Annotated in this window: 26 protein-coding genes; 8 read left to right on the top strand and 18 right to left on the bottom strand. The window is 68.9% G+C overall.

What is annotated here, in order from left to right; genetic code table 11:
* The 3 genes from E0H75_RS35440 to E0H75_RS35430 are packed head-to-tail and all read right to left on the bottom strand — an operon-like array spanning window position 1 to window position 2,452.
* Entirely contained in the window at window positions 1-666 is a 666-nt protein-coding gene (locus tag E0H75_RS35440) for a response regulator (protein ID WP_131518083.1), read from the bottom strand.
* On the bottom strand, window positions 638-1,855 hold the full coding sequence (locus tag E0H75_RS35435) for a sensor histidine kinase (RefSeq protein ID WP_131518082.1): 1,218 nt from the start codon (window positions 1,853-1,855) through the stop codon (window positions 638-640). The genes E0H75_RS35440 and E0H75_RS35435 overlap by 29 nt, the downstream gene beginning before the upstream one ends.
* 12 nt (window positions 1,856-1,867) lie before the next feature.
* Entirely contained in the window at window positions 1,868-2,452 is a 585-nt protein-coding gene (locus E0H75_RS35430; protein WP_131518081.1) for a hypothetical protein, read from the bottom strand.
* 259 nt (window positions 2,453-2,711) lie between these two features.
* Here E0H75_RS35430 and E0H75_RS35425 point away from each other — a divergent pair, with 259 nt between their 5' ends.
* A complete protein-coding gene (locus tag E0H75_RS35425) occupies window positions 2,712-3,266 on the top strand; it encodes a hypothetical protein (RefSeq protein WP_131518080.1) in 555 nt (184 codons plus the stop codon).
* A gap of 120 nt (window positions 3,267-3,386) precedes the next feature.
* On the opposite strand, the gene E0H75_RS35420 is transcribed toward E0H75_RS35425, so the two are convergent.
* Together E0H75_RS35420 and E0H75_RS35415 are read right to left on the bottom strand one after the other, a co-directional pair.
* Window positions 3,387-3,890: a hypothetical protein gene (locus tag E0H75_RS35420; RefSeq protein WP_131518079.1), complete on the bottom strand. Its 504-nt coding sequence runs from the start codon at window positions 3,888-3,890 to the stop codon at window positions 3,387-3,389.
* Between the two features lie 318 nt (window positions 3,891-4,208).
* Window positions 4,209-4,760: a YceI family protein gene (locus tag E0H75_RS35415; RefSeq protein WP_131518078.1), complete on the bottom strand. Its 552-nt coding sequence runs from the start codon at window positions 4,758-4,760 to the stop codon at window positions 4,209-4,211.
* A 133-nt stretch (window positions 4,761-4,893) separates the two neighbouring features.
* Here E0H75_RS35415 and E0H75_RS43305 point away from each other — a divergent pair, with 133 nt between their 5' ends.
* From E0H75_RS43305 to E0H75_RS35400, 3 genes are all read left to right on the top strand, one after another.
* Window positions 4,894-5,286: an SRPBCC family protein gene (locus tag E0H75_RS43305; protein ID WP_165554252.1), complete on the top strand. Its 393-nt coding sequence runs from the start codon at window positions 4,894-4,896 to the stop codon at window positions 5,284-5,286.
* A gap of 91 nt (window positions 5,287-5,377) precedes the next feature.
* Window positions 5,378-5,866 carry an FBP domain-containing protein gene (locus E0H75_RS35405; protein ID WP_131518077.1) on the top strand — a complete coding sequence of 163 codons (489 nt, stop codon included), beginning with the start codon at window positions 5,378-5,380 and terminating at the stop codon, window positions 5,864-5,866.
* A gap of 76 nt (window positions 5,867-5,942) precedes the next feature.
* Window positions 5,943-6,203, top strand: a complete 261-nt coding sequence (locus E0H75_RS35400) for a hypothetical protein (protein WP_131518076.1) — start codon at window positions 5,943-5,945, stop codon at window positions 6,201-6,203.
* 37 nt (window positions 6,204-6,240) lie between these two features.
* Here the strand turns inward: E0H75_RS35400 and E0H75_RS35395 are convergent, their stop codons facing one another.
* The 3 genes from E0H75_RS35395 to E0H75_RS35385 all read right to left on the bottom strand — a co-directional run bounded on the left by E0H75_RS35395 (window position 6,241) and on the right by E0H75_RS35385 (window position 8,613).
* On the bottom strand, window positions 6,241-6,768 hold the full coding sequence (locus E0H75_RS35395; RefSeq protein WP_131518075.1) for an orotate phosphoribosyltransferase: 528 nt from the start codon (window positions 6,766-6,768) through the stop codon (window positions 6,241-6,243).
* A gap of 37 nt (window positions 6,769-6,805) precedes the next feature.
* Entirely contained in the window at window positions 6,806-8,038 is a 1,233-nt protein-coding gene (locus E0H75_RS35390; protein WP_131518074.1) for an exonuclease domain-containing protein, read from the bottom strand.
* A gap of 74 nt (window positions 8,039-8,112) precedes the next feature.
* On the bottom strand, window positions 8,113-8,613 hold the full coding sequence (locus E0H75_RS35385; protein ID WP_238163470.1) for a hypothetical protein: 501 nt from the start codon (window positions 8,611-8,613) through the stop codon (window positions 8,113-8,115).
* 150 nt (window positions 8,614-8,763) lie between these two features.
* Here E0H75_RS35385 and E0H75_RS43300 point away from each other — a divergent pair, with 150 nt between their 5' ends.
* The gene (locus E0H75_RS43300; RefSeq protein WP_165546543.1) at window positions 8,764-8,919 is read left to right on the top strand and encodes a hypothetical protein; all 156 of its coding nucleotides are present in this window, start codon (window positions 8,764-8,766) and stop codon (window positions 8,917-8,919) included.
* A 105-nt stretch (window positions 8,920-9,024) separates the two neighbouring features.
* On the opposite strand, the gene E0H75_RS35380 is transcribed toward E0H75_RS43300, so the two are convergent.
* Window positions 9,025-9,516, bottom strand: a complete 492-nt coding sequence (locus tag E0H75_RS35380; protein WP_131518073.1) for a metallophosphoesterase family protein — start codon at window positions 9,514-9,516, stop codon at window positions 9,025-9,027.
* Window positions 9,517-9,527: 11 nt separating this feature from the next.
* The gene (locus E0H75_RS35375; RefSeq protein ID WP_131518072.1) at window positions 9,528-10,517 is read right to left on the bottom strand and encodes a Rossmann-fold NAD(P)-binding domain-containing protein; all 990 of its coding nucleotides are present in this window, start codon (window positions 10,515-10,517) and stop codon (window positions 9,528-9,530) included.
* A 186-nt stretch (window positions 10,518-10,703) separates the two neighbouring features.
* Between E0H75_RS35375 and E0H75_RS35370 the strand changes: the two genes are divergently transcribed.
* The gene (locus E0H75_RS35370; protein ID WP_131364386.1) at window positions 10,704-11,015 is read left to right on the top strand and encodes a hypothetical protein; all 312 of its coding nucleotides are present in this window, start codon (window positions 10,704-10,706) and stop codon (window positions 11,013-11,015) included.
* 137 nt (window positions 11,016-11,152) lie between these two features.
* On the opposite strand, the gene E0H75_RS35365 is transcribed toward E0H75_RS35370, so the two are convergent.
* The 8 genes from E0H75_RS35365 to E0H75_RS35330 all read right to left on the bottom strand — a co-directional run bounded on the left by E0H75_RS35365 (window position 11,153) and on the right by E0H75_RS35330 (window position 17,665).
* Window positions 11,153-11,548, bottom strand: a complete 396-nt coding sequence (locus tag E0H75_RS35365) for a hypothetical protein (RefSeq protein WP_238163469.1) — start codon at window positions 11,546-11,548, stop codon at window positions 11,153-11,155.
* Window positions 11,545-11,772: a hypothetical protein gene (locus E0H75_RS35360; RefSeq protein ID WP_131518071.1), complete on the bottom strand. Its 228-nt coding sequence runs from the start codon at window positions 11,770-11,772 to the stop codon at window positions 11,545-11,547. Before E0H75_RS35360 ends, E0H75_RS35365 begins: the two co-directional genes overlap by 4 nt.
* Window positions 11,773-11,998: 226 nt before the next feature.
* Window positions 11,999-13,243 carry a hypothetical protein gene (locus tag E0H75_RS35355; protein WP_131518070.1) on the bottom strand — a complete coding sequence of 415 codons (1,245 nt, stop codon included), beginning with the start codon at window positions 13,241-13,243 and terminating at the stop codon, window positions 11,999-12,001.
* Between the two features lie 3 nt (window positions 13,244-13,246).
* Complete coding sequence (locus E0H75_RS35350) at window positions 13,247-13,507, bottom strand: hypothetical protein (RefSeq protein ID WP_131518069.1); 261 nt, start codon at window positions 13,505-13,507, stop codon at window positions 13,247-13,249.
* Between the two features lie 17 nt (window positions 13,508-13,524).
* Entirely contained in the window at window positions 13,525-14,202 is a 678-nt protein-coding gene (locus E0H75_RS35345; RefSeq protein ID WP_131518068.1) for a hypothetical protein, read from the bottom strand.
* Window positions 14,199-16,949, bottom strand: coding sequence for an FtsK/SpoIIIE domain-containing protein (locus tag E0H75_RS35340; RefSeq protein ID WP_131518067.1), 2,751 nt, complete (start codon window positions 16,947-16,949; stop codon window positions 14,199-14,201). Before E0H75_RS35340 ends, E0H75_RS35345 begins: the two co-directional genes overlap by 4 nt.
* 115 nt (window positions 16,950-17,064) lie before the next feature.
* Window positions 17,065-17,460: a VOC family protein gene (locus tag E0H75_RS35335; RefSeq protein WP_131364370.1), complete on the bottom strand. Its 396-nt coding sequence runs from the start codon at window positions 17,458-17,460 to the stop codon at window positions 17,065-17,067.
* Window positions 17,461-17,467: 7 nt separating this feature from the next.
* Window positions 17,468-17,665: a hypothetical protein gene (locus tag E0H75_RS35330; protein WP_131518066.1), complete on the bottom strand. Its 198-nt coding sequence runs from the start codon at window positions 17,663-17,665 to the stop codon at window positions 17,468-17,470.
* 121 nt (window positions 17,666-17,786) lie between these two features.
* Here E0H75_RS35330 and E0H75_RS35325 point away from each other — a divergent pair, with 121 nt between their 5' ends.
* Window positions 17,787-20,870, top strand: a complete 3,084-nt coding sequence (locus E0H75_RS35325; protein WP_131518065.1) for a PD-(D/E)XK nuclease family protein — start codon at window positions 17,787-17,789, stop codon at window positions 20,868-20,870.
* Entirely contained in the window at window positions 20,863-24,264 is a 3,402-nt protein-coding gene (locus tag E0H75_RS35320; protein ID WP_131518064.1) for a UvrD-helicase domain-containing protein, read from the top strand. Before E0H75_RS35325 ends, E0H75_RS35320 begins: the two co-directional genes overlap by 8 nt.
* Window positions 24,265-24,305: the final 41 nt, after the last annotated feature.

Raw genomic sequence — 24,305 nt, 5'->3', positions numbered from 1 at the left:
TCACCGTCGTGGGCCCGGCACCACGACACCGGCTTCGTAGGCGTACACCACTACCTGTGCGCGATCCCGCAGGTCCAGCTTGGTCAGGATGTTGCTCACGTGCGACTTCACCGTCTGCTCGGCCAGCACCAGCTTGTCTGCGATCTGCCGGTTCGTCAGTCCGCGCGCGACAAGCCGCAGTACGTCGGACTCCCGCGGTGTGAGGTGGACCGGAGTGATCGGTACGACCGGCTGGACCTTGGCGAAGTCCTCCACCAGCCGGCGAGTGACCGACGGAGCCAGCAGCGCATCGCCGGCCGCGACCACGCGGACTGCGGCGGCCAGCTCGTCGGGCGACGAGTGCTTGAGGAGGAAGCCACTCGCACCGGCGCGGAGTGCGGCATACACGTAGTCGTCGAGGTCGAAGGTCGTCAGCATGATGACGCGCGGCGGCTCGCCCGGTGTCGCATCCGCGAGGATCCGCCGAGTGGCAGCCAGACCGTCGAGAACGGGCATCCTGACGTCCATCAGGATGACGTCAGGCTCGAGGGACTTGGTCAGCTCGATCGCCTCAGCTCCGTCACCGGCCTGCCCGACGACCTCGAGATCCGGCTGGGCAGCCAGCAACGCGCTGAACCCAGCCCGCACGACCTCCTGGTCATCGACCACCAGCACCTTGATCGCCACTCGCCACCACCTCCCCGACCGGTAAGGCCACCTCGACCAGATAACCGCCTTCAGGGGTCGCACCGGTGCTCACGACACCGTCGACCAGCGCGACCCGTTCCCGCATCCCCACCAGTCCGTGGCCGCTGCCGGGTGTCGGCTGAGCCGTTCCTGGGCTGTTCCACACTCTGATGGCCAGGTCGCCGCCTGACCGCCGTACCTTCACCCTGATCGCGGCCTCGGGCGCGTGGCGTACGGCGTTGCTCAGCGCCTCCTGGATCACGCGGTACGCCGTCAACTCGACGGCCGGATCGAGTCCGTCAGGGATCGCGGACTCGAGTTGTACGTCCGCACCGGCTCGGCGGGTGCTGGCGACGAGCTCCTCCAGCTGTTCCAGGCCGGGCTGCGGTCCGAGCTCGCCGATGGGCGGTTGCTCCAGCGGCTGATCCCGGAGCAGCCGGAGTACGCGGCGCATCTCGGTCAACGACGACCGCGCGTCGTCGGCGATCGCCGCGAATTCCTGCTGTACGTCGTCCGGCAGATCCTGCAACCGGTGTGGCGCACTATCGGCCCGCACGACCACGACGGACAGGTGGTGCGCGACGACATCGTGCAGTTCGCGCGCTATCCGCGCCCGTTCCTGCAGCCGCGCCCGCTCCGCGCGCTCGGTCTTGCTGATGCCTTCCTGCTCGACCAGACGGCGGCTGGTCTCCGCGCGTGAGCGGAGGAGGTCGGCGACCACGACGGCGATCGCCGTCAGCACGGCCGCGGTCAGCAGCCCGGGCCAGCGAGCGCGGTCCGGCGACAACAGCGCGGCGACCAGCCCGACGACTTGGGCGACGGCCCACCAGCCGACGAGCTCCCGACGTCCGATCGCGCGCGCCCCGGTGATCGCCAGGACGAACGAGTAGCCGAACACCGCGGTCACTGCCCACGGCCAAGGCTCGTCCGCGCTGACCGGTGTGGTCGCCGCAGCCGTGATCGCCGTGACGACCAGGGACACAACCAGCGCGGCGCGCGGCCGCGGCCAGGCCAGCGCGAGTCCGAGCCCACGCGCCAGACCAAGCGCTAGCACAGCTCCGAGTGGTACGTCGTAGTGCTGGCCGAGATCCATCACCGTGAGCACCACCAGCGCGGCGACACCGAGACCCGCTACCCAGGCCCAGCGTCCACGCGGCCAAGGGCCGAGGACCTGCTGCTCAACGGTCACGATCGGACTCTTTCACAGTTGCTCGATCCAGGCCCAGAGAAACAGCAGCCCGCCCGCGCATACGGTGATAGTTGCCGGGAGCACCCACCATGCGGCGCGCAGTCCGAAGAGCCGCCGGATCAACGCGACGTGCAGCAGCGCGATCCCGCGGAGCACGAACGGCAGCGCGAGGATGATCGGCACGGCGACCGCCGCGTGCACAGCCCAGGCCCCGGCCTTGGTCGGGCCGCCCCACGTGCCCGGACCGAACGGCCCATCCTCCACGAACCCGTAGAACGGGCCCCGGACGACCGCCATCACCCAGAGCATGCCGAGGAACCAGCTGAGCAGACCCAGGACCGAACTCATGAACCCGTGCCCGAGAATCGCAGCAGTCCCCGGCCGTCGTTCCCGCTGCCGGAGCCGGGCCAGCTTCGACCATCGGCCGTACGCCTTCTCGTTCTCCCCCATCACCGCGTCGGCCATCGTGAGCGCGCCGATCGGCACGAGCAGAGCGTCGTACCCGATCGAGCGCAGCAACCGGCTGATCAAGCCGGACCGGTGCCCGGATAGCGGTCTGTTCGGGCGGATCCCGCCGGTGGTCTGTGTGTCCGTCATCGTCGCTCCCTCGGTCTCAAGTCCTGAGATCGAGGCTAAGAATCGGCGGTCGCCTATACATCCGGCCAGGGAGCCAACTCGGATCCAGTACTGCGGTAGGGGTGCCCTAGGGGTGCGCTGTGATCCAGGTCACAGTGACCACGGTCCGTGCGGCGGCGTTACACGGTCAGTGCCGAACGGCGTCAACGACTTCAGTACACATCCTGAGCGCCCGATGGTGCGAGCGGCCACGCCGCGCCCGACTGGAGGTTCGGACACCATGCGCATTCGGAACCTGGCGGTGACCGCCGCGCTGATCCCGGTTCTGCTGCTCGCCGGCTGTGGCACCGACAGCAGCGCCGACGTCGCCGCCTCGTCGACCGGCGCCAAGAGGGCGTCCAAGCACGGGCCGGCCGAGGAGGGCCTGGCCGGACAGGTCGCGGGACCCGGCGACCCGGTCGTGAACGCCTACTACGACTACCGCTCGGCGCTGGACCAGATGATGCGCAGCGGCGGCCGGACGATCACCCAGCTCCAGCCGGTGATGACGCCGAAGGTCTTCCAGGCGATCAGCGCGCAGGCCAGGTACTTCCGCACGAAGAAGCTGCACAACACCGGCACAACCAAAGTCCTGTGGGCCAAGCGCACACTCGCGGCGAACGGCGTCATCATCTCCGCCTGCTACGACACCACGGCAGCGCGCACGGTCGACGCCAAGGGCCGCTCGGTCAGTCCAGCCACGACTCCCACGCGCTGGCTGGACCAGATGCGGGTCCAGCAGCTCGAAGGCCGCTGGGTCGTGGACGGCGGCACCACGACTCCCAACGCCTGCTGACGCAGGGCACCAACCCCGGGGCCTCCCGGGCACCGTCTCCGTTCGCTGCCACCCGGCACACCTCGCGACCGGAGCGCAGCAGCGCGGAGAGGCACCCTCTCCGCGCTGCTGCGTTGTCAGCTACGGGTGCCGGACCATCTGCCGCAGCAGGCCCTCCACGGCATCCTTGAGGTCGGCGTCATGTTCAGGACCGGACCACACGATCACGCAGCCCTTGTCCCCGAGCTTCGCGGCGATCAACTCACGCGCCGGCGTCGGGTCTCCCTGATTCAGTACGACGACCAGCCGCCGGCCATCACGCTGCAACCGGTCCAGCAACGGCGGCAACGTGGAACCACGGAACAGACCGGGGTCGCTCTTCACCTTCGTCTCCACCATCACGCCGCGGCCGCGCACCACCAGCAGGAAGTCGGCCCGGTCCCGGGTGAACTCGCGATCGTGATAGATCCGCGCCTTCGGCCACAACCGTTGCAGCGCCTCGTCGACCTCCGCGTCGTACCGCGCTGCCAGCCGGCTCACCCGTGAGGTCGTCCCGCGCGGCCGGAAGGACTCCGGCGTACGGCGACCGGCCCGCCGCCGCCCGAACAGCGGCAGCAACCAACGCTTCCATCGCGTGTCGATCATCGGCGGACCAATCGACCCAGGGCGTGTCTCCCAGTCCCACGCCGTAGCGAGCAGGTGCTCGGCGGAGTGCCTCGGTGAGCTGGAGTGGAGGGTTCGATGTGGTTCATCGTGCCCTTCGCTCCAGCTCAGCGAGGTGCCCGCCGAGTGCCGCGCAGTAGGCGTGGGATTGGGAGACACGCCCTTGCCGGCACTCAACTGCAGTCTGCCCACCGGCTGGGCGGGCCCAACCGCGCCCATCCCGATCGTGATCGCACCTCAACACAGCAGAGATCCCGCCGAGGGGTGTCGCGGGACCTCTGCTGTTCTCGGGCTGTGCGGTCAGGTGTTCTTGATCGCTGAGACCTCGATCTCCAGCGTGACCTTCTCGCTGACCAGCACGCCGCCGCCCTCGAGCGCCGCGTTCCAGCTGACGCCGAAGTCCTTGCGGTTGATCACGACGGAACCCTCCAGGCCGACCCGCTCGTTGCCCATCGGGTCGGTCGCCGAGCCGGTGAACTCGAACGCGATCTCGACCGGCTTGCTCACCCCGCGGATCGACAGGTCGCCGGCGACCGTGAACGTCTCGCCCCCGGTCTGCTTGATCGAGGTCGACACGAACGTGATCTCCGGGTGCGTGTCCATGTCGAGGAAGTCGTTGCTGCGCAGGTGTTCGTCGCGCTGACTGTTGCGCGTGTCGATGCTCTTGGCCTGGACCGTCACCCGCCCGGACGAGTTCGCCGGGTTGTCCCCGTCGAGGTGCGCCGAGCCCTCGAACTCGTTGAACGACCCCCGGACTTTCGTCACCATCGCGTGCCGGGCGACGAACCCGATCCGCGAGTGCGCTGTGTCGAACGTGTAGTCGCCGGTCAGTGCGGCGTACTGGTTGGCCATCGAGGCTCCTCCGGAGAACTAATTGAAGTTTGCATAGTCCACTTTTCACCCATTGCGGCCAGATGTCCACCCTCGGTACGGGCCGCGCCCGGGCCGGCAGAGAATTGGTCGTCAGCTGAGGAGGGATGGGGTCTTGGCGCACTGGAAGGTGCACTTCAGGTCGGGTCCGAACGACGTGTTCCGGGCGTTGAGTACGCCGGCCGGCCGGTCGCGGTTCTGGGCGGTGGAGGCCGGGGAGACCGACGGGGTGATCCGGTTCGTCCTGCCCGACGGGCGCACCGACAACGCGCAGGTCGAGGAGGCGGTCCAGGACCGGCTTTACCGACTGCGGTACTTCGGCAACACCTGGACATTCACGCTGGTTCCGGACGAGTCCGGCGGCACCGACCTGACGCTCAGCTGCGACGAGGCCCAGGACGGCAGCGATCAGGTCTCACTGCTGCTCCGGCTGAAGGCGTCGGTCGATTTCGGCGTCGATCTGCGCAACCACGACGACGGCCGGACCACGGCGTACGTCGACAGCTGACTGTTGCTGCCAGCAACCATACGGGGATATTCGGTTGCGGGGTCAGGGGCCGGGCGGGTCTCATGGCAGGTCGAAGGATCGGAGAACTGTCGTGGAACCGCTCAGCGTCGAGGAGATCAGACGCTCGTTCGTCAACTCAACCAAGAGCCTGGTCAAGGCGATGACGCCGCCGCCTGGCTTCACCGAGCTGCCCTGGGAGTCGCTGGACTTCCTGGGCTGGCGCGACCCGAAGGCGCCGAACCGCGGCTATCTGGTCGTACGGCGCGACGGCGGCGTGACCGGGATCGCGGTGAACACCCAGGCGACCGGCAAGCCGCGGCGCGGCACCGGGCTGTGCGACCTGTGCAACACCGCGCACCACGTGACCGACGTGGCGCTGTTCGCCGCGCGGCGGGCGGGTACGGCGGGCCGCGAGGGCAACACGGTCGGGACGTACATCTGCGCGGATCTGGCCTGCTCGCTGTACATCCGCGGGCTGCGCGACGTCGAGGTACCGCAGGGCGAAACCGCGCCACCGCAGGTCCGGGCGGAGCGGCTCGCCGCGCGGCTTGAAACTTTCGTAAATCGAGTGCTCGTCTGAGCTTCCCCACCGGGTCCGGCCCACTACGCTTGAGTCGAGTAGACCGCCCTGCGGGCGAAAGGGAGAGCGAGTCGCGATGACTGAGTTCAGAATCACGCACGAGATCCACGAGGTTCACCCGGACATCCGCGAGAAGCTTACCCAGACAACGATCGAGGCGATCAACGAGTCCAGTTCCCGCTCCGCCGAGGACGCCGCGCTGGTGCTGCGCCACAAGCTCGGCGAGATCGGCGTCCACATGAGTGAGGACGCCTGCCTGGCCGCGATCGAACGCATCCGCTCCGGCAAGCAACTCCGCTTCGAAGTAGAGCGCGAAGCCGCCGAAGCCGAGGACTGACCTCGCGGCCGATCCTGGCCGAAGGCAGCAGCTCGAATCAGCTGGTGCCTGGAGCCAGGTCGTCCGAGGTCAGCAGAGCGTGCAGCGTCAGGCCGGCCTCGGTGAGCGGGGCCGGTGTCGTGGGGTTGCGGTTGATGACGCAGAGGGCATCGGTGATCTCGGCCCCCAGCGCGCGGAGGTCATGGGTGGACAGCACGATCTGACCACCGGTCGTGACGACGTCCTCGACGATCGTCACCCGCTTGCCGGCGGTCTCGGCGCCCTCGGCCAGCCGTCGGGTCCCGTACGCCTTGGCTTCCTTCCGCACGAACGCACACGGCAGTCCGGTCTGCCGCCCCAGCGCCGTCACCACCGGAATGCCACCCATCTCCAGTCCGGCCAGCACCTCAGTCCCCTCCGGCACGAGCGGGACCATCGCCTCGGCGACCGCATCCAGCAGCACGGGGTCGGCCTCGAACCTGTACTTGTCGAAGTACTCCCCCGTCACCTGCCCCGACCGCAGCAGGAACTCCCCGGTCAGATGAGCACTCGCGTAGATCCGCCGCCCCAGCTCGTTCAACTCCACGCCGGAACCCTAACCCCCACCGGCCGGGCGCTGCCGATCAGCCTGCCCGCCGCTGGGGCTCGGGCGGGATGAGCCGGCGGAAGTCTTCGGTGGAGATGATCGGGATGTTGAGATCACGCGCGGCCCGGGCCTTGACCGACAGGCTGTCGACATCGGCGGCCACCACGAACGTCGTATCGGGCCGGACGAACTCCTGCGGCACGAAGCCGGCCGTGACCGCGCGGTCCCACCAGACCTCCCGCGGCTCGACCATGTCGCCGGTGAACACCAGCGTGCTCCCGAGCGGGAACCCGTTTGCCCCGGGTCGGGGAGGTACGACGTACCGCCCGGCGCTGGCTCGTAGCAGCGCGTCGTCCACGTCGGATGCCCGATGCCCGAGCATCACCGCCACCTGGTCCAGATCGCTGCGTTGCTCCGGCGTGATCTGACCACCGTCCCACGACGCTCCGGCCAACGCGGAGACGTAGTACCGATGGAGTTCGTCGACCTGGGATCGGGTCAGACCGAGGTCCGTCGCGGCCTGGACGAGTTGGTCGGCGTCGGCCGCGGTGATCTCGCGGTTGGCGAGAATCATGTCGAGCAGCGCCAGATACGAGTCGGCCTGCGGCGGCTCCGGGACGCGGGGCAACTGATCGACGAGTCGACTCATCCATCCGTGCCGCCCACCGGCATGCACCGGCCGCACGGTCGGCGGGACGTCGGAGCCAGGCAACACCGGCCATCGCAGTCCGCGGATCTCCTCGTACGCCCACTGCCACGGCGGCGGCGCCGGAAACGCCTGCAGGTATTGACCGAACAGCTCAGCCGTCGCCCGCGTGTCAGCCAGCGCCGAGTGCCAGCCCTCGATCGAGATCCCGGCCGCCGCACAACACGCGCCGAGTGTCCGCTTCGCGCCCGGATACAGATACCCGGCCAGCGCCATCGTGCACATCGACCGCTCGGTGATCAGCGGCACGGCGAACCCGAGCCGCGCGAACTCCGCCCGCAGGAAGCCCAGATCGAACTCAACGTTGTGCCCGACAACCATCCGTCCCGCGAGCAACTGACCGAGCTGCCGCGCGATGTCCCCGAACTCGGGCGCGGCCAGCACGTCGGCGGTCAGGATCCCGTGGATGTGTTGGGGTCCCAGATCGCGCTGCGGATTCAGCAACGTCACCCACTCGTGCTCGACCCGGCCGCGCGCACCCAGCAGCACCACGGCGATCTCGATCACCCGATGCCGATGACTCGGCAGCAAGCCGGTCGTCTCGGTGTCGATGACGGCGTACATCCGTGGGGCCCTCCTCCGGCTCGGTTACCGACCCAGAACAAGCCAATCACACGCCACGGACAGTTTCGGCCGCATCACTCCGCCGGGATGTCGACCGCGATCTCGTCCCCCAGCCGGGCCCCGTTCGCCAGCTCGAGCTCGTCGCCACTCCAGAACCGCCCGGGGTCGTACCAGTTCGCCGGCCGCCCACGCAGCAACCCCATCTCCTCGTACGTCACCGCGACCACCTCCGCGCAGTACGCCGACTCGAGCTCCAGCTCCCGCGATCCACGCCGGAATGCAGGCACTCGCCCACGCACCCACCGCGACGCCAGCCGTGCCGTCGACGGGAACGGCGTACCATCCAATCGCGCAACAGTCCGCAGTACGGCGTCCTCCATCGACCGCGTGACGGGATGATCGAGCTGCCGCATCCAGGCCTGCTGACCGTACTTGCGCGTCCACACGAGCACGGCGTCCCGCAGGTCGTGCAACTGCACTCCGCGATGGTGGGTCCCGCTCCACACGTCCGGCAGCGAACGGCCCAGTTCGGCGTGCCACATCAGCGGCGGCAGGTCCTCGATCACGATCGCCATGCCGACATGGTTCACCGGGCTGTTCGTGGTCAGCTGGATGGCGCGATCGGCCGTGCTGCCACCGCGGAACAGTCAAATGTCACCTGTTCGTGTCAGTTCCGTAGCGTCATCCAGTGAAATCCGGCTCTCCACGAAGCTAGGTTAGTCCGCATGAAGGTATGGAAGGTGGTAGGACTTGCCGGGCTCGTCGGCGTGGCCGCGACGGGCGTGGTGATCGCGCGGGGCGAGCGGAAGCGCCGCGCCTACACGCCGGAAGAGGTGCGTGACCGCCTCAAGACCCGGGTCAAGGAAGCAGCCAACGCCTGAGTCCCGGTACGACGCTCGGCCGGGCGTGAGAAGTTCGCCGTAACTCGGCGGTACGGCGGAAACTTTCTCACGCCCGGCCGAAGTCGTTGTTCACCGCAACAACCGTTAAAGGTTGTGTAGGGCAACTTTTTCCAGCCGGCCCGCGCTGATCGTCGCGGTCTGATAGGTGCAGTACGGCTGCGAGCGCCGATCCGTCGGCGATCCGGGGTTGAGCAAGCGCAGACCGCCCGGGCTGGTGGTGTCCCACGGGATGTGGCTGTGTCCGAACACCAGCAGGTCCACGCCCGGGTACGCCTTCTCGCAGCGCTCCTCGCGACCCTTGGCCGATCCGGTCTCGTGCACGACCGCAACCGACAGCCCGTCGAGCGTCACCCGCGCGACCTCCGGCAGCCGCGCTCGCAGCTCCGGCCCGTCGTTGTTGCCCCAGCACCCGATCAGTCGCGCCGCACGACTCTCCAACTCGTCGAGCAGCGCGACGCTCACCCAATCGCCCGCGTGGATGACGACGTCGGCACTCTCGACCGCGTCCCAGACCGGCACGGGCAGCTTCTTGGCCCGCATCGGTAGATGAGTGTCCGAGATCAGCACCAAGCGCATGCGCCCACTCTCTACTGCGGCAGCGACTCGATCAACTCCTGCTCCTTCGCCGGACTGAGCCCAGCACGACGCTCGCGGTCCAGCCCCAGCTCACGCTCGTACGCCAGCACGTCGGTCACGAACTCGCGTCGCGACCGATGCGTCAGCCCGGCCTTGAGCGCCGCTTCCCCACTCCGGCTCGACCACCCCTCGAACCCGGGCTCGACCACCCACATCGCGAGCGAGTCCGGCCCCATGTACTGCTCGACCTTCTGCTCCACCAGCCAGTCCCGCGGCGCGAGCACCACCGGTCCGGTATGACCGCCGACCTCGCGCACCAACTCGATCCACTCCCCGAACGACACGATCGGGCCGCGCACATCGAACGTCCCCGTCCGGCCCTCCGTCGCGCAGTCCAGCAGCCACGACGCCAGGTCCCGTACGTCGATCACTGAGGTCGCGAGGTCAGGCGTGTCCGGCACCAGCATCGGCTCCTCCGGCGCACGAGCCGCCCGCGCCGGCCAGGCACCGGCCCGGTCGCTCTTGTCCCCCGGTCCGCCGATGAGTCCAGCCCGGGCGATCACCAACCGGTCCCCCACCGTCTCGACCGACGCCAGCTCGCAGGCGACCTTCGCTTCGCCGTACAGCTCCTGGCCTGGCGTGTCCTCGTCCGTCGGCTGCCGCAGTACGGCGGACTCATCGGCGCCTGGCGTGTCGTACTTCTCGTACGCGTTGACCGACGAGACGTACGTCCAATGCTTCGCCCGCGCTCCGAACGCCGCCAGCGCACCACGGACGAACCTGGGCTGCCAGGACACCTCGAACACCGCGTCCCACTCCTGATCGGGCACGGCGTCGTACGCATCCGGGCTGCTGCGGTCGGCGGCGATCAGCGTCGCGCTCTCGGCGACGCCACCACTCTCACCGCGCGCCAGACAGGTGACCGCGTGCCCGCGCGCCACCGCCTGCGTCGCGATCTCACGACCCAGCCAGGCAGTCCCACCGAGAATCAGAATCTCCATGCGGACAAGCCAATCAGGCCCTGCCGACAAATCCCACGTCCTCTGCCGAGGGCAGAAGCGAACCCTTCGTGATCCGTCGCGGGCGTCAGGTCACCGTAAGCCCCGAACACTTGCGGAGCAGGCGATCCAGGCGCAGTCTCGGCCTTGAGAGGCACCTGGGGTGGGTGCCCAGGGCAAGGGGGAGAAATGGCAGGGTTCGTACAGATCATCGAGTACCGGACGTCGAAACCGGACGAGGTCGCGGCGCTCAACGAGCAGTACCGCAAGGAACGCGAAGCACAGGGTGACGGCCCCGCCCCCACGCGTGGCATCACCTGCGCCGACCGGGACGACCCCGGGCGCTACTTCGCGATCGTCGAGTTCGCCTCGTACGAGGAGGCGATGGAGAACTCCGGCCGCGCCGACACCGGCGACTACGCGGCCAAGATGATGGAGCTGTGCGACGGGCCGGCCACGTTCTACAACCTCGACGTGGCGCAGTCCTTCGAGATGAGCTGACCGCCGGGGGGAACTCGGGCCCAGCCGTATCGCGAGTCCGGCTGGGTCCCAGGGAATGGGCGGCCGGTGCCGCAAGGGAGGTTCGGCACCGGCCCGCCCGTTTCAGACCAGGTCCGCGGCGCCGGACCCGGTCCGGCTCATCGGAACACCCGGTACGACGATCCGCCGGCCGGCGGGGCACCGCCGTGCGCACCGAGGTCGCGGTCGCTGTGCAGCGGGTCGGGGTCCTGTGGCTCGGGGGCGGAGTGCAGATCCGGCCACGGTCGGGGCGGGAGAGTCTCACGGGGTGGCAACTGCAGGTCTGGATCGGGGCCTTGCTCGGGGTCGATCCACTCGACCACGGTGGCCCCGCCGTGACCGTGGATGGCGACGACGGACTCGATGCCGTCCCACACGGTCGTGGTCGGATAGTCGCCGTACCAGCGCAGCGCCACGGCGCCGTCGGTGAACTGGACACCTTCGGCGACCGGGCCGGTGCCGCTGACACCGGAGACGTCGTGATGGCGGATCAGCCGGAAGCGACGGGACGTCATTTCGGGGCTACCTCCCAGAGCCGTTCACCCGGCAGCACGCGGCCCGGGCCTGGATCGGTGTCGGGGATCGGTTCGCTGGTCACGCGCAGTCCGGCGAACCGGCGCGACATGGCTTCGGCGTAGCGTTCGGCCAGTTCGGCCTCCGCCCGGTAGTCCGCGACGACGTGGTCCCCGAACCACACTCGTACGCGGCGACGTTGCGGTACTGGATCGCCGGCGGACATCTCAACGCACCCGGCGGGTCGGACGAACCACTGCGGTGCTTCCCATCAGCGCCATCGATCTGCGGTTCACATCGATCACTTCCACTTCCCTGTGGGGATGCCTTCACAGGTAGTGACGACCACCACAACACTTCATGACGCAACTTCCCAGAACTTTCCCCGCCCCGAAAACTGAGCCCCGCTCAGCCCCCGACCCACCCACGCCACAGCACGTCGACGACAGACATCACTGGTCTCTGCGGTAGGTGACCATCCGCCCGTCACCGAGGATGAGATGAACGACGTCAGCGATGGTCCGGCCGGGCTGCCGGACCGCGCGTCGATAGGCACGCGATGCGTCCGACTCGGTCAACCCGACGTTCCGGCCATCGATCACGATCTCGGTCGCCTGGTCACCTCCGTCGCCGATCAGACTCTCGAGCATGTCGTTGCTGCTCGACTCCGGTGTTCTGAACTCGACGATCGCACCGCGGTCCGCTGCGCTCTTTCGCACCATCGCGTCCGGGCTTTTCTGTCCGGAGCCGTGATCGGGAACTCGGGCATCGATCCGCCAGTCCTCCGCCGCCAGTCTCGACGCGACTTGTGCCTGCTTGGGTTTGAAGGTGCCGCGCGGATCGTGCACGCCTGGAGCGAAGTCGACGCCGAGGGGCTCGGGATCGAACGCTGGGTCGAAGTCCGGAGGGTGTTCGGTGAGTGGGGGGAGGTTGATGTCTACGACGATGGGTCGGGGACGGTCTTCTTCGGGGTAGGCGAAGGTGGCTTCTACTCGGTCGGGGTCGATGGTGAGGGTGGCTTGTTGCCATTTCTGGTCGGCCGACTCGGCCATGGCGGCCAGGAGTTGTTCGGCGGCCTTGGTGAGGTCTACGGCGATCTCGAAGTCCTGGAGGAGCTGGTCGTTGCGTTTCTTGTCCTCGTCCTCGTTGCGTTCCTCGATGACCAGGTCGCCGGTTTCGGCGACAGTGATCTCCACCTCGAGAGGCTCATCGGATTGAGGGTCTTCGTCGTCCTTGTGGGTCTTGCGGAACTTCTCGAAGGCTTTGCGGGCGACGGTGATGAGCGGTGGCTCATTGTCCTCGGGCGTTTCGACGTCGTCGAAGGTGGCAGTCAGGCGCTTGGTGCGGCCCTTCGAGTCGCGTTCAGCCAGGTCGCCCGTGCCGCCGGTCAGCTTGTTGCGGTCGGCGGAGTCCGGGGACGGGCGATCGGTTCCGCGACCGCCACCGACGAGCCGGTCGGCCCAGGCCCGGGCCTTGGGCGGCGCCATCGACAGATAGTGCGCAGCGGCTTCGCAGGCCCGAGCGGCCGCGTCCAACTGCTGCGCGGCAACCGTCGCACGACCCTGGGACGCCGCGATCGCCAGGGCGGCGTTCTCGCGGCAGCGGTCGGCGGTGCGCTGCAGGTGGCTGACCACCTGCGGCACCTCATCGAGGCATTCGACCAAGCCCCGCGCGACCCGCTGCAGGTCCGACGCCATGGGTCAGATCTGGTCGGCGTAGCTCTTGCATCCGGCCGAGGCGATCTCCAGGGCCTCGGCGGCCTGCTCGACGGCCTTGCCGGCCGCCTCCAGGATCTCGGTGATGTCGCGGTCGACGCCGGTCGCCGTACCGGCGATCAGGCTCTCGACCTGCCGGCTGTGCTGGGTGAAGCGCAGCTTGAACCCGGCCAGACCGCCCGCCGCCTGCTTGGCCTCCATCGAGACCTGGTGCAGCTGTTCCTTGAGCCGCTGTACATCGGACACCTGAACCCACTCCTGAACTAGTTGCGCTTCTTCGGCAGCACGATCGCCGTACCGGACACCACCACCGGCACCAGGATCGCGATCCACCAGGGCAGTCCGGCAGCCATCAGTACGACGACCGCCACCGCACCGCCCCAACCCCACCACCGGGCACCGGGCAGCCGCGGCAGCCCGAGCACCCGGGACGCGGCCAGCATCGTGACAGCGGCGATGCCCGCGGCTTCGACCCCGGCCAGGAACGATCCGGTGACCACCCACACCACCAGGAACCCGACCAGTGTCAGAGCCGCGCTGATGGTACGGCGCTTGCGTCGCTCCTGCAGTTCCCGGGCCTGAGCGCGGAGCTCCTCGAGCGTGTCGACTGCCTCGCCCAGCTGCTTGGTAAGACGCGCGGCCACGGTCTCGATGTCGTTGAGCGCACCGATCTCCGGCAGGGCGACGTTCGCCCGCTTCCCGTCCGCGGGCAGACCGGCGCGCTGCAAGCTGGCCGCGGCCTTCTCGGCCAGTGCGTTGAGCCGAGCCTCCAGCTGTCGTCCGCGCTCGGCCATGGCCTCGGCCTCGGCCATCGCAGCGGCTTCCGCCTTCGTCTTGTGTGCCGTCAATCGGTCCTGCGCCTGTTGCGCGTCCGCACGAGCCCCTGCGACCGCCCGCAACGACCGTGCGTACTCAGACCACACCTGCTGTTCCGTCTTCATCGCCGTACCTGCTCCACTGCACGGTCCACCTCGTCGGAGCGCAGTGCGGCGAACGGTACGACGATCTGCGCCTCAGGATGCAGCCCGTCCCACAGCAAGCCGCGGTGTGGCTCCGAAGCCCACCGCACCAGCGGGCCGCACACCGCCCGTACGCCGTCCTGCGGGTGCCGGAGGAAGAGGTGAGTCGCCACATTGGCACGCCCGTACCCGAGCTGCTCGGTGCAGACATGCAGCCGGTTCCACCACCCGAAGGTGACGAGCCCCTGCGCCGGTCCGTCCCGCACGATGTCCTGCAGCGCGTTCGCCGGGCTCTCGAAGAACCCCTCGGCGTGCAGCTGCATCCGCGGTACGCCGTGGAAACCGAACCCGAGCAGATAGGTCTCGCCGACATGCCCGTTGCGGACCGCGTCCCGCAGCGAGAACAGCCGCGGTACGACCTCGTCGTGCTTGTCGACCGTCTCGACCTCACACCCGAGCTGCCGCAACGCCTGCACCAGAGCGTCCTTGCCCTCGGCAACAGCAGGCGCCGAGTTCGTGCCATCCATGAAGATGAACCGCGGCGGATCCACCGCGGCGGCCGCAGTCGACAACGCCAGACCGCTCAGCACCCCCAGCGCGTCGGCCGGACCATCGCCCAGCACGAGTACGCCGGCCCCCGGCTCAGGCCGTACCTCGACCTGCACAGGCTCTTCGGTCACCGCGATCGGCAGACCGGTCCACGGCCGCCCCAGCTCGGGCTTCACCGCCGCAGCGGTCTCGGCCAACCGTGCCGGCTCCGCGAGATGGAAGACCCGCGGCGGACGCGCCGCCTCACCCGCCCGCAGCCACAGCTCACGCCGCAGATCGTCCAGCACCACCTTGTCCGCGAAGCTGACCAGCACATGCTGGTTGTCGTCCGGAGACCCGAAGTTCGCGTTCAGCACCGCCTCGCCGCGGAACTGCAATTCGGCCGCAGCCGTGTTCCCGCTCCGCAAGATCGCCTGCGAATCGGCCGGCGTGGTCTTCAGCGCGATCCGGTACGGCACCTGGCCGAAGATCGAGTCCCGCCGCGTCGACAGCCGCTTCACGCCCTCGATCGTCTGCGTCGCCAGCACCACATGTACGCCGTACGCACGTCCCAACCGCACCAGCCGCTCCAGCAGCTTCGCCGCCTCGTCGGCGAGCTCGTCGTCGTCCTCCAGCAGCACCTGGAACTCATCCAGTACGACGAGGATCCGCGGCGGCCGCTCCGGCCCGGGCTCCAGCTCGGCGATGTCGGCGACGTTCCCATGCGCCTTGAAGATCTCGCTGCGCCGCGCCAACTCGTCGGACAGGTGCCGCAGTACGGCGAGACCGAACTCCCGGTCACTGTGGATCCCCAGCACCCGCACATGCGGAAGCCAATGCTCCCGCTCCCCTGCTGGACCCAGCGCGGAGAACTCGACACCGTGCTTGAAGTCGAGCAGGTACATCTCCAGGTCCACCGGGTCATGCCGCGCGGCGAGACCGTGGATCATCACGAGCAGCAGGTTCGACTTCCCCTGGCCGACGGCACCGCCGACGAGCACGTGCGGCAGCGCCGGGTTGCCGCTGCGCAACCGCACCAGCGCCGGCGTGCGGTCGTCGTACCCGATGACCGTGTTGAGCTCGTCCGTGACCGGCTGCCACCAGGTCGAGCGGTCCGGCAGCGTCCGGTCGAAGTCGATCGTCGGCAGTACGGCGATCTCCGCCAGCTCCGCGATCACGTCACAGATGCCGGCGGCAACGTTCGCGTCGAATGCCGGATCGAGCTTCGCCGGTACGCCGGGCAGCTGCGCGACCTCGACCTTGTTGCTGGCGATGGCAACGGAGGTGAGGTGATCGAGCAACTGCTTGGTGTCGACGTCGGACTCCGCCGGCGTGGACGGGTCGTGGTGGACCAGGAAGCAGATGCCGCGTTCGCCGGCCGTCGCGGCCAGCCGGAGCAGGTCGCGCTGGGCGAGGGTGTCGATGCCGGCCGGATAGTCGAACAGGATGACCAGCCGATACGGATCGGTCACCCGACCGGTCTCCCGGATCAGGTCCTCGAACCGCTTGTGCCCGAGCTGCGCCTGCCGACTGGCCCGCAGCGACGACACATCGACCAACCCGGACAGCACACCGTGCAGTTGCTCGGCGGTGTGCGTTGCCCTGGGCACCAATTGCGGGTACTTCGTGGTCAGGTGGCCGAGCAGGCCCATCATGCCGGTCAGGCGCGGGTCGTAGGCGTCGACCCTGATGCGGAAGGGTTCGGCGGCCGCGACCAGCCGCATCGCGACGCTCTGCAGGAGCCGGCGCGCGGACTCGTTGCGGTCGGCTGTCACCTTCCAGCCGTTCGTCCGCAGCAGTGGCGCGACGACCGGCGTACCGGCGTCCAGTTCGCCCACGCGGATGTACGACGGGACGCCCGCACCGACCAGTTGGCGCGAACGCCAACGGGCGTCGTTCGGGGGGACTGCCGCGAGACCGGGTGCGAGCCGGTCCGCCAGCAGGCGCGCGGCCGGCTCGGCCTCGGCCAGTGCTTCGGCAGTCTTGGCATCCACCAGCCCGCGGGATTCACGACGGGCGATTGCGGTCTGCTCCTGTAGCTGACGATGCAGCTGCACGGCCCGCTGATGCTCGCCGTAGGTCAGCCGATGGGCGTTGTCCAGCAACTGCCCGAGAGCGTGTTGGAGACCGCGGATCCGCGCTTCCAGGAGCTCCGGCGAAACCGGTCCGGGCGAACTTCCCCCGTCAGGCTTCTCCGTCACGAGCACCGTCCTTCCACCCTTGCCCCGCGACCGTACTGATTGCCTGGTGTAACCATGTCACACCAACAGTCCCTGGTGTCACTCCAGGCATCAGTAGTCTCACCCTCCGACCCAGTTATTCGGGGGCGACGATCTCGAGCTCGTAGCCGTCCTCGTTGTGCAGGAAGGCGGCGTAATGCTGCGGGCCGCCGGCGTACGGGTGCCGGTCGGCGAACATCAGTGTCCAGCCGTTCCGGGTGGCTTCGCCGACGATCGAGTCGACCTCGGCGCGACCGGCCGCGTTCAGCGCGAGATGGTTCATGCCGGGGCGCATCCGGTCGTGCTCTTCGGCCGACATCGCGGGGCTCTGCTCGACCACGACGTAGCTGCCGTCGGGTGCGGTCCAGGTCATCCCGCCGGGCCAGCCGTCACCGTCCTTCCAGCCCAGCCGGTTGAGGATCCAGCCCCAACTCCTCAGTGCCCGGGACAGGTCCGGGACCCAGATCTCGACATGATGCACAGCGGCTGCCATCGGAGCATTATCTGTGCTCGTCGAAACGGTTCGACACCGCCATCGAGACCAGTCCCGACACGACCAGCCAGACCAGTGCGGCGACCAGCCACGGCCACCATTCGCGGCCCTGCGCGGCGTCGGCGACTGCCTTGCCGAACAGCCCGCCGGCGGGCGCGAAGACCAGCACGAGCAGCGCCCGCGCGATCGTCGTCTCCCTGGTCATTCCTTCATTGTGCGAGCCGGTCGTGAACCCTGCAGAAACCTTGGCGTTTCGCGCCCCGTCATCTTTCTGTCCATGCCAGGGTTTACCGTCTGCGGTGACAGTCAACGCATCGGGGGTTTCGGTGAGCAGCACCCGGATCGAGAGCACGGCCTACGGTGCGGCCGCGCTGGAGCGCCTGCAGGCCGTGGTCGCGCGGCTGAAGGCGGACGATCCGATGAAGCCCGTCACGCTGCTGCTGCCGAACAATCTGTCCGGGGTCATCGCCCGCCGCCAGCTCGCGCTGACCGGGATCGCGGGCCTCTATCTGGCGACCTTGGAGCGACTGGCCGAGCAGCTCGCGGCCGGTGTCCTGTCGCCCCGCCGGCCGGCCACGCGTCCGATCGTGGCCGCGACCTGGCGGACCGCGCTCTCGAAGGCGCCTGGGATCTTCCAGGACGTCGCCGAGCATCCGTCGACGATCCAAGCGCTTGCATCGGCTCACCGCGAGCTCCGCGACCTGACTGACGCAGCGCTCGACAACGTCGCCGGTGCATCCGTGCTCGGCCCCGACCTGGTCCGGCTTCACCGCCATGTGACTACCGAACTCGCCGCGGAGTGGTACGACGAGACCGATCTCTTGCGCGCCGCGGCTGCACGCGTTGCCGCCGACCCCGCCATCGTCGGTGAGCTCGGGGCTCTGGTGCTCTATCTGCCCCAGGAGCTCACCCAGTCCGAGGCTGCCTTCGTCGAGGAGCTCGGCGCCGCGGCTGCCGACCTCACGGTCATCATCGGTCTGACCGACGTACGGCGGGCGGACCGGGCGGTGCGGCGTTCGCTGGAACGCATCGGCATCGATCTGCCGACGTCGATCTCGAAGAACTACCCGGTCGCGACCGAGATCCTGAATGCGTCCGATGCCGACGACGAGGTGCGTTGCGTGGTTCGCGATGTGGTCGCGTCCCTCGAGCGCACTCCGGCCCATCGCATCGCGGTGCTGTACACGGCCGCAGCGCCGTACGCACGGCTCTTGCACGAGCATCTCGCCGCAGCGCAGATCGAGGTCAACGGGCCTGGCACGCGACCGGTGCACGAGCGGGCGATCGCGCGGACCCTGCTCGAGGTGCTCGCGCTCGTCGATCACGACTTGCCGCGGGCCGATGTGTTCCGCGCGCTGGCCAATGCGCCGACGCGCGACTTCACCGGCGAGCGGATCCCGGTGCCGCAATGGGAGCGCATGTCCAGAGCCGCCGGTGTGGTCCGCGGCGACGACTGGGACACGCGTCTGGCTCGGTACGCCGAGGCGGAGCGTCGTACGGCCGATCAGGAAGAGGCAGCGGAGGACCCACGACCGGCTGCGATCCGGCGCGCGCAGTACAACGCGGAGCGGGCCGAGCGGTTGCACGCGTTCGCTTCAGAGCTTCGGCACCGCCTGGGTGCTCTCGCGCTGCTGGAGACCTGGGCCGAGCTGGCCGACGGGGTGCTGCAGCTCTTCCACGATCTGCTCGGCGACTACTCGTCCCTCCCGATCGAGGAGCAGTACGCCGCGGTCGCCGTCGAGGGATCGCTGAAAGGCCTGTCCACGTTGGACGAGCTCGGTACGCCGGCGAGCCTCGCAGTGCTGCGCGACGTACTCGATCTGGAGCTGCAGCAGTCGCTCCCCCGCGTCGGCACGTTCGGCACGGGCGTGCTCGTGGCGCCGCTGTCCGCGAGCATCGGATTGTCGGCCGACATCGTGTACGTCGTCGGACTGTCGGAGGACCTGTATCCGGGCCGGGTCCACGAGGATGCATTGCTTCCCCATCGGGTTCGCGAAGCCGCGGCGCCGGAGTTGGCGTCGTTCCGGGATCGGCTCGACGAGAAGCAGCGACACCTGTTGGCTGCTTTCTCCGCCGGGTCCCGTAAGGTGGTTGCGTCGTTCGCCCGTGGCGATCTGCGCCGGTCCTCACGACGGTTGCCGACGCGCTGGTTGCTCGGGTCGCTGCGATCGCTGACCGGCGATCACGCGCTCGCGGCGACGCAGTGGGACCAGGGCGAGTACGGCGAACAGTTGCGGACGTCGGCGTCGTACGCCGGATCCTTGACGACGGCAACCATCCCGGCGACGGAGCAGGAGTGGCAGGTCCGGTCGGCGGCGGCTGGTTTGTGGCTGAACGATGCGGTGCTGGTGCGCGCGCGGGAAATGCTGCGTGGGCGGGGCAGCAACGCGTTCACCCGTTTCGATGGTGACCTGTCCGGGGTGCCGGGCCTGCCGGAGTACGCGGTGGAGGACCGGATCGCGTCGCCGACGTCGCTGGAGGCTTACGCGACCTGCCCGCATGCGTACTTCGTCGAGCGGTTGCTTCAGGTGGAGCCGCTCGAGGCACCGGAGGACCTGCTCGTCATCTCGCCGCTGCAGATCGGCAACCTGATCCACAACAGTCTCGATGCGTTCGTCTCGCGGCTGGCCGGTTCGCTGCCCGGGTACGGCGAGCCGTGGTCGGCCGAGCAGCGAGACTTGCTGCTGGCAATCGGTGCGGATCTGGCCGATCAGTTCGAGGCGGAAGGTCTGACCGGCCATCCGCGGTTGTGGCAGCGCGAGCGGCTGCGGATCCTGCACGACCTGATGGAGCTACTGGCCGACGACGAGCGATGGCGTTCGCTGCGGGATGCGTCGGTGGTGGCGAGCGAGCTGCGGTTCGGGTTCGAGGGCGAGCCGCCGGTCGAGATCGCGGTGCCGTCGGGTCGCGTGCTGCTGCGCGGTTCGGCCGACAAGGTCGACCTCGGTCAGGACGGGACGATCTACGTCACGGATGTGAAGACCGGTGGGTTCTCGCGCTACGAAGCGATCGAGTCCGACCCGGTCGCAGGCGGGACGAAGCTGCAGCTGCCGGTCTACGCCTACGCGGCTCGCGCTCGCCTGGGTGAGCAGTCGACTCCGGTCGAGGCGTCGTACTGGTTCGTCCGGCGCGGTGGGAAACGGATCCCGGTGCCGTTGACCGCGGAGGTCGAGGCGCGGTACGTCGACACCCTCGACGTGATCGTGTCGTCGATCGCGGCCGGGTTCTTCCCGCCGAAGGCGCCCGAGATTCCGGACTTCCTCTGGGTGCAGTGCCCGTATTGCAACCCCGACGGCCTCGGCCACAGCGAGGTGCGGGCGCGGTGGGACCGCAAGCGCCACGATCCGACGCTGGAGCGTCTGGTCCGGCTGATCGACCCGGTCGCGTACGAGGACGCCGGCGATGAGTGAGCTACTGCTGGACGAGCCGGCCCGCGAGCGGATCCGGTCGGACACGTCGTCGACGCTGTTCGTCGAGGCGGGTGCCGGGTCGGGGAAGACGCACGCGCTGGTCGATCGCGTGACCACGCTGGTCCTGCGTGACGGCGTACCGCTGCGGACGATCGCGGCCGTCACCTTCACCGAGAAGGCCGGGGCGGAGCTGCGCGACAGGTTGCGGGTCGAGTTCGAGAAGGCGCGGAAGGGTCCGGCCCGGTCGGAGGCGGACGAGGCGTTGGACGACCTCGACTCCGCGTCGATCGGGACGTTGCACGCTTTCGCTCAACAGCTTCTGCTGGCGCATCCCATCGAGGCCGGTCTGCCGCCGCTGATCGACGTACTGGACGAGGTCGGGTCGTCGGTCGCGTTCGAGGAACGCTGGGCCGAATTGCAGCAGCAGCTGCTGGACGACGACTCGATCGCCGAGCCGTTGCTGCTGGCGATGGCGGTCGGGGTCGAGCTGAAACATCTACGGTCGCTGGCGCGGCTGTTCGGGAACGACTGGGACCTGATCGCCGAGCGCGTGCTCGTGGAGCCTCCCGAGCTGGTGGCGATGCCGGACCTCAGCGGTCTGATCGCGGCGGCCGCGCAGATCGGCGGGGTGGCCGAGGCGTGTATGGATCCCGAGGACCGGCTGCTGCCGAAGCTGCACCACATCCGTGAGCTCGGGGTGATGCTGGAGGCCGCGACGGACCAGGAGCGGCAGCTGGCGATCCTGCAGTCGTTGCGCGGGCTGAAGATCGGGCGGATCGGCCGCAAGGACAACTGGCCGGACATCACCAAGGTGCGCGACGACTGCTCCGCGGTCGTCGACGTGGCCAACTCCCTGGTCGACCTGCTGCTGGATGCTTGCCTTCGGCATCTTTCGCACTGGATCGCGGAGCGGGTGCTGGAATCGGCCGAGTTGCGCCGGGCCGAGGGGCGGCTCGAGTTCCACGACCTGTTGGTGCTGGCGCGCGATCTGCTCCGGCGGGAGCCGTCGGTGCGGTCGGCGCTGCAGGAGCGGTACGAGCGGCTGTTGCTGGACGAGTTCCAGGACACCGACCCGATTCAGATCGAGTTGGCAGTCCGGATCGCCGGCGGCGCGGAGGCGGACGCCGAGGACTGGCGTGACGTCGAGGTCCCGGAGGGGCGGCTGTTCGTGGTCGGCGACCCCAAGCAGTCGATCTACCGCTTCCGGCGGGCGAACATTGCGACGTACCTGACGGCGCAGGACCTGCTGGGTGAGACGGTCGCGCTGACGACGAACTTCCGTACGGTGCCGCCGATCCTGACCTGGATCAACACCGTCTTCGAGACGCTGATCCAGCCGCAGGAGGCCGCGCAGCCGTCGTACCAGTCGCTGTCACCGCATCGGAGCGGTCCGACTGGGAAGCCGTCCGCACCACCGAAGACCGAGCAGCCTGCCAGTGTGAGCGGCGACCAGCTGTCGCTCCTCGGCTTCGGCGATGAGGATGACGATCAGGTCACTGATCTCGCTGCTGTTCTTCCCTTCCGGCGGCCGGGTGACTCAGACCTGCCACCGCCCGACGACGCCCCGTACGACGAGTCCGTCTCGGGTCCCGCCGTCACCATCCTCGGCTCCGAGCCGCACGCCGACCTTCCGCGCGCGCAGGCGTCCGTCCTGCGCGAGCGGGAAGCCATCGACGTTGCCGCCGTGATCGAGCAGGCGCTCCGCGACGGCTGGCAGGTGTACGACGAGCGCGCCGGGACGTGGCGTGCGGCCGAGGCCGGCGACATCGCCGTACTCGTTCCGGCCCGTACGTCGCTGCCGTTCCTCGAGGATGCCCTTGATCGCGCGGACATCCCGTATCGCGCCGAGGCAAGTTCCCTGGTCTACCAGACCGCCGAGGTGCGCGACCTGCTTGCCTGCGCTCGGGCGCTGGGTGATCCGAGCGACCAGCTCGCGCTCGTCACGACCCTGCGTTCCCCACTGTTCGGGTGCGGCGACGACGATCTCTTCGTGTGGAAGCGCTCCGGTGGCTCCTTCACTCTGACCGCGCCAGTGCCGGACCAGTTGCTCACGCATCCGGTGGGCGAGGCGATCGAGTGGCTCCGCCGGACCTACTACGCCGCCCGCTGGCTCACCCCGAGCGAGGTCCTGGCCAAGATCGTCGCCGACCGCCGGATGCTCGAGGTCGCCGCGATCGGCCCCCGGGCACGCGACGCCTGGCGCCGGATCCGTTTCGTCGTCGATCAGGCCCGGGCGTGGTCGGAGGTGGAGCACGGCGGCCTGCGTTCGTACCTCGCCTGGGCCGCGCACCAAGGTGAGGAGACGTCACGGGTCGCCGAGGCGGTCCTGCCCGAGACCGACGCGGACGCGGTGCGGGTGATGACGATCCATGCCGCGAAGGGCCTGGAGTTCCCGATCGTCATCCTGTCCGGCATGACCGCGGCGCCGAACCGGCAGCGCGGCGTTCAGGTGCTGTGGCCGCAGGACGGCGGTTATGCGGTCAAGCTGAAGTCGTCGGTGCAGACCGAGGACTTCGACCTCGTCCAGCCGGTCGATGAGCAGATGGACGGGTTCGAGCGCCGCCGCCTGCTGTACGTCGCGGCCACCCGCGCCCGCGACCATCTCGTCGTCTCGCTGCACCGGTCCGGCAACCGCAAGCACTCCAGCAACGCGGAGCTTCTCGCAACTGCCGGCGGGGTCGAGGCTCCGCACGGGACGCTGTTCGAGAGCCCAGCTCCGGTCGTGCGCGATCCGCGGACAACGGCCGACGTCACCCCGCCAATCGCCCGTACCGAATGGGACACCCGCATCTCTGCGGCGCGCGCCGCGAGTCGCGCCCGCTCCGCACAGAGCGCCTCCGGTCTGGAAGGCACCGGTCCCGATGTCGCCTTGGCCGAGGTGGATCCCGGGACTGCGAAGGCGCCTCGTGATCTCGAGCTGCCGCCGTGGTCGAAGGGCCGGTATGGCACGGCGATCGGTCGCGCGGTTCACGGCGTACTGCAAGTGGTTGATCTGAGCACCGGCGCCGGACTCGAGGCCGCGGTGTCGGCGCAGTGCCTTGCGGAGGGTGTCCTCGAGTACGCCGATGTGGTCACGGCGCTCGCAAGTTCGGCGCTGGCGTCCGAGGTGGTGAAGCGTGCCGCTGCCCGGGAGCACTGGCGGGAGTCGTACGTCGGCACCGTCCAACCCGACGGCACGATCCTCGAGGGTTTCGTCGACCTCATCTACCGCGAGGACGACGGGCGCCTCACGATCGTCGACTACAAGACCGACGCGATCCCCGCCGCCGCGCTCGACAGCCGGGTCGCGTACTACGCACCCCAACTCCAGGCGTACGCGGCCATCCTGCCCAACACCGCCCCGCCGATCCTCCTGTTCCTCAACCCCACCACAGCCACCGAACGCCGCCTCTGACCTCCACGGGCCAGGGTGAGTCGCTCGGCGGGAGCCCGAAC

The organism is Kribbella capetownensis, from assembly GCF_004331485.1.
Taxonomy (GTDB): domain Bacteria; phylum Actinomycetota; class Actinomycetes; order Propionibacteriales; family Kribbellaceae; genus Kribbella; species Kribbella capetownensis.
Note: the sequence above shows the minus strand (reverse complement) of the source record. Positions and strands in the feature narration are given on the sequence as shown.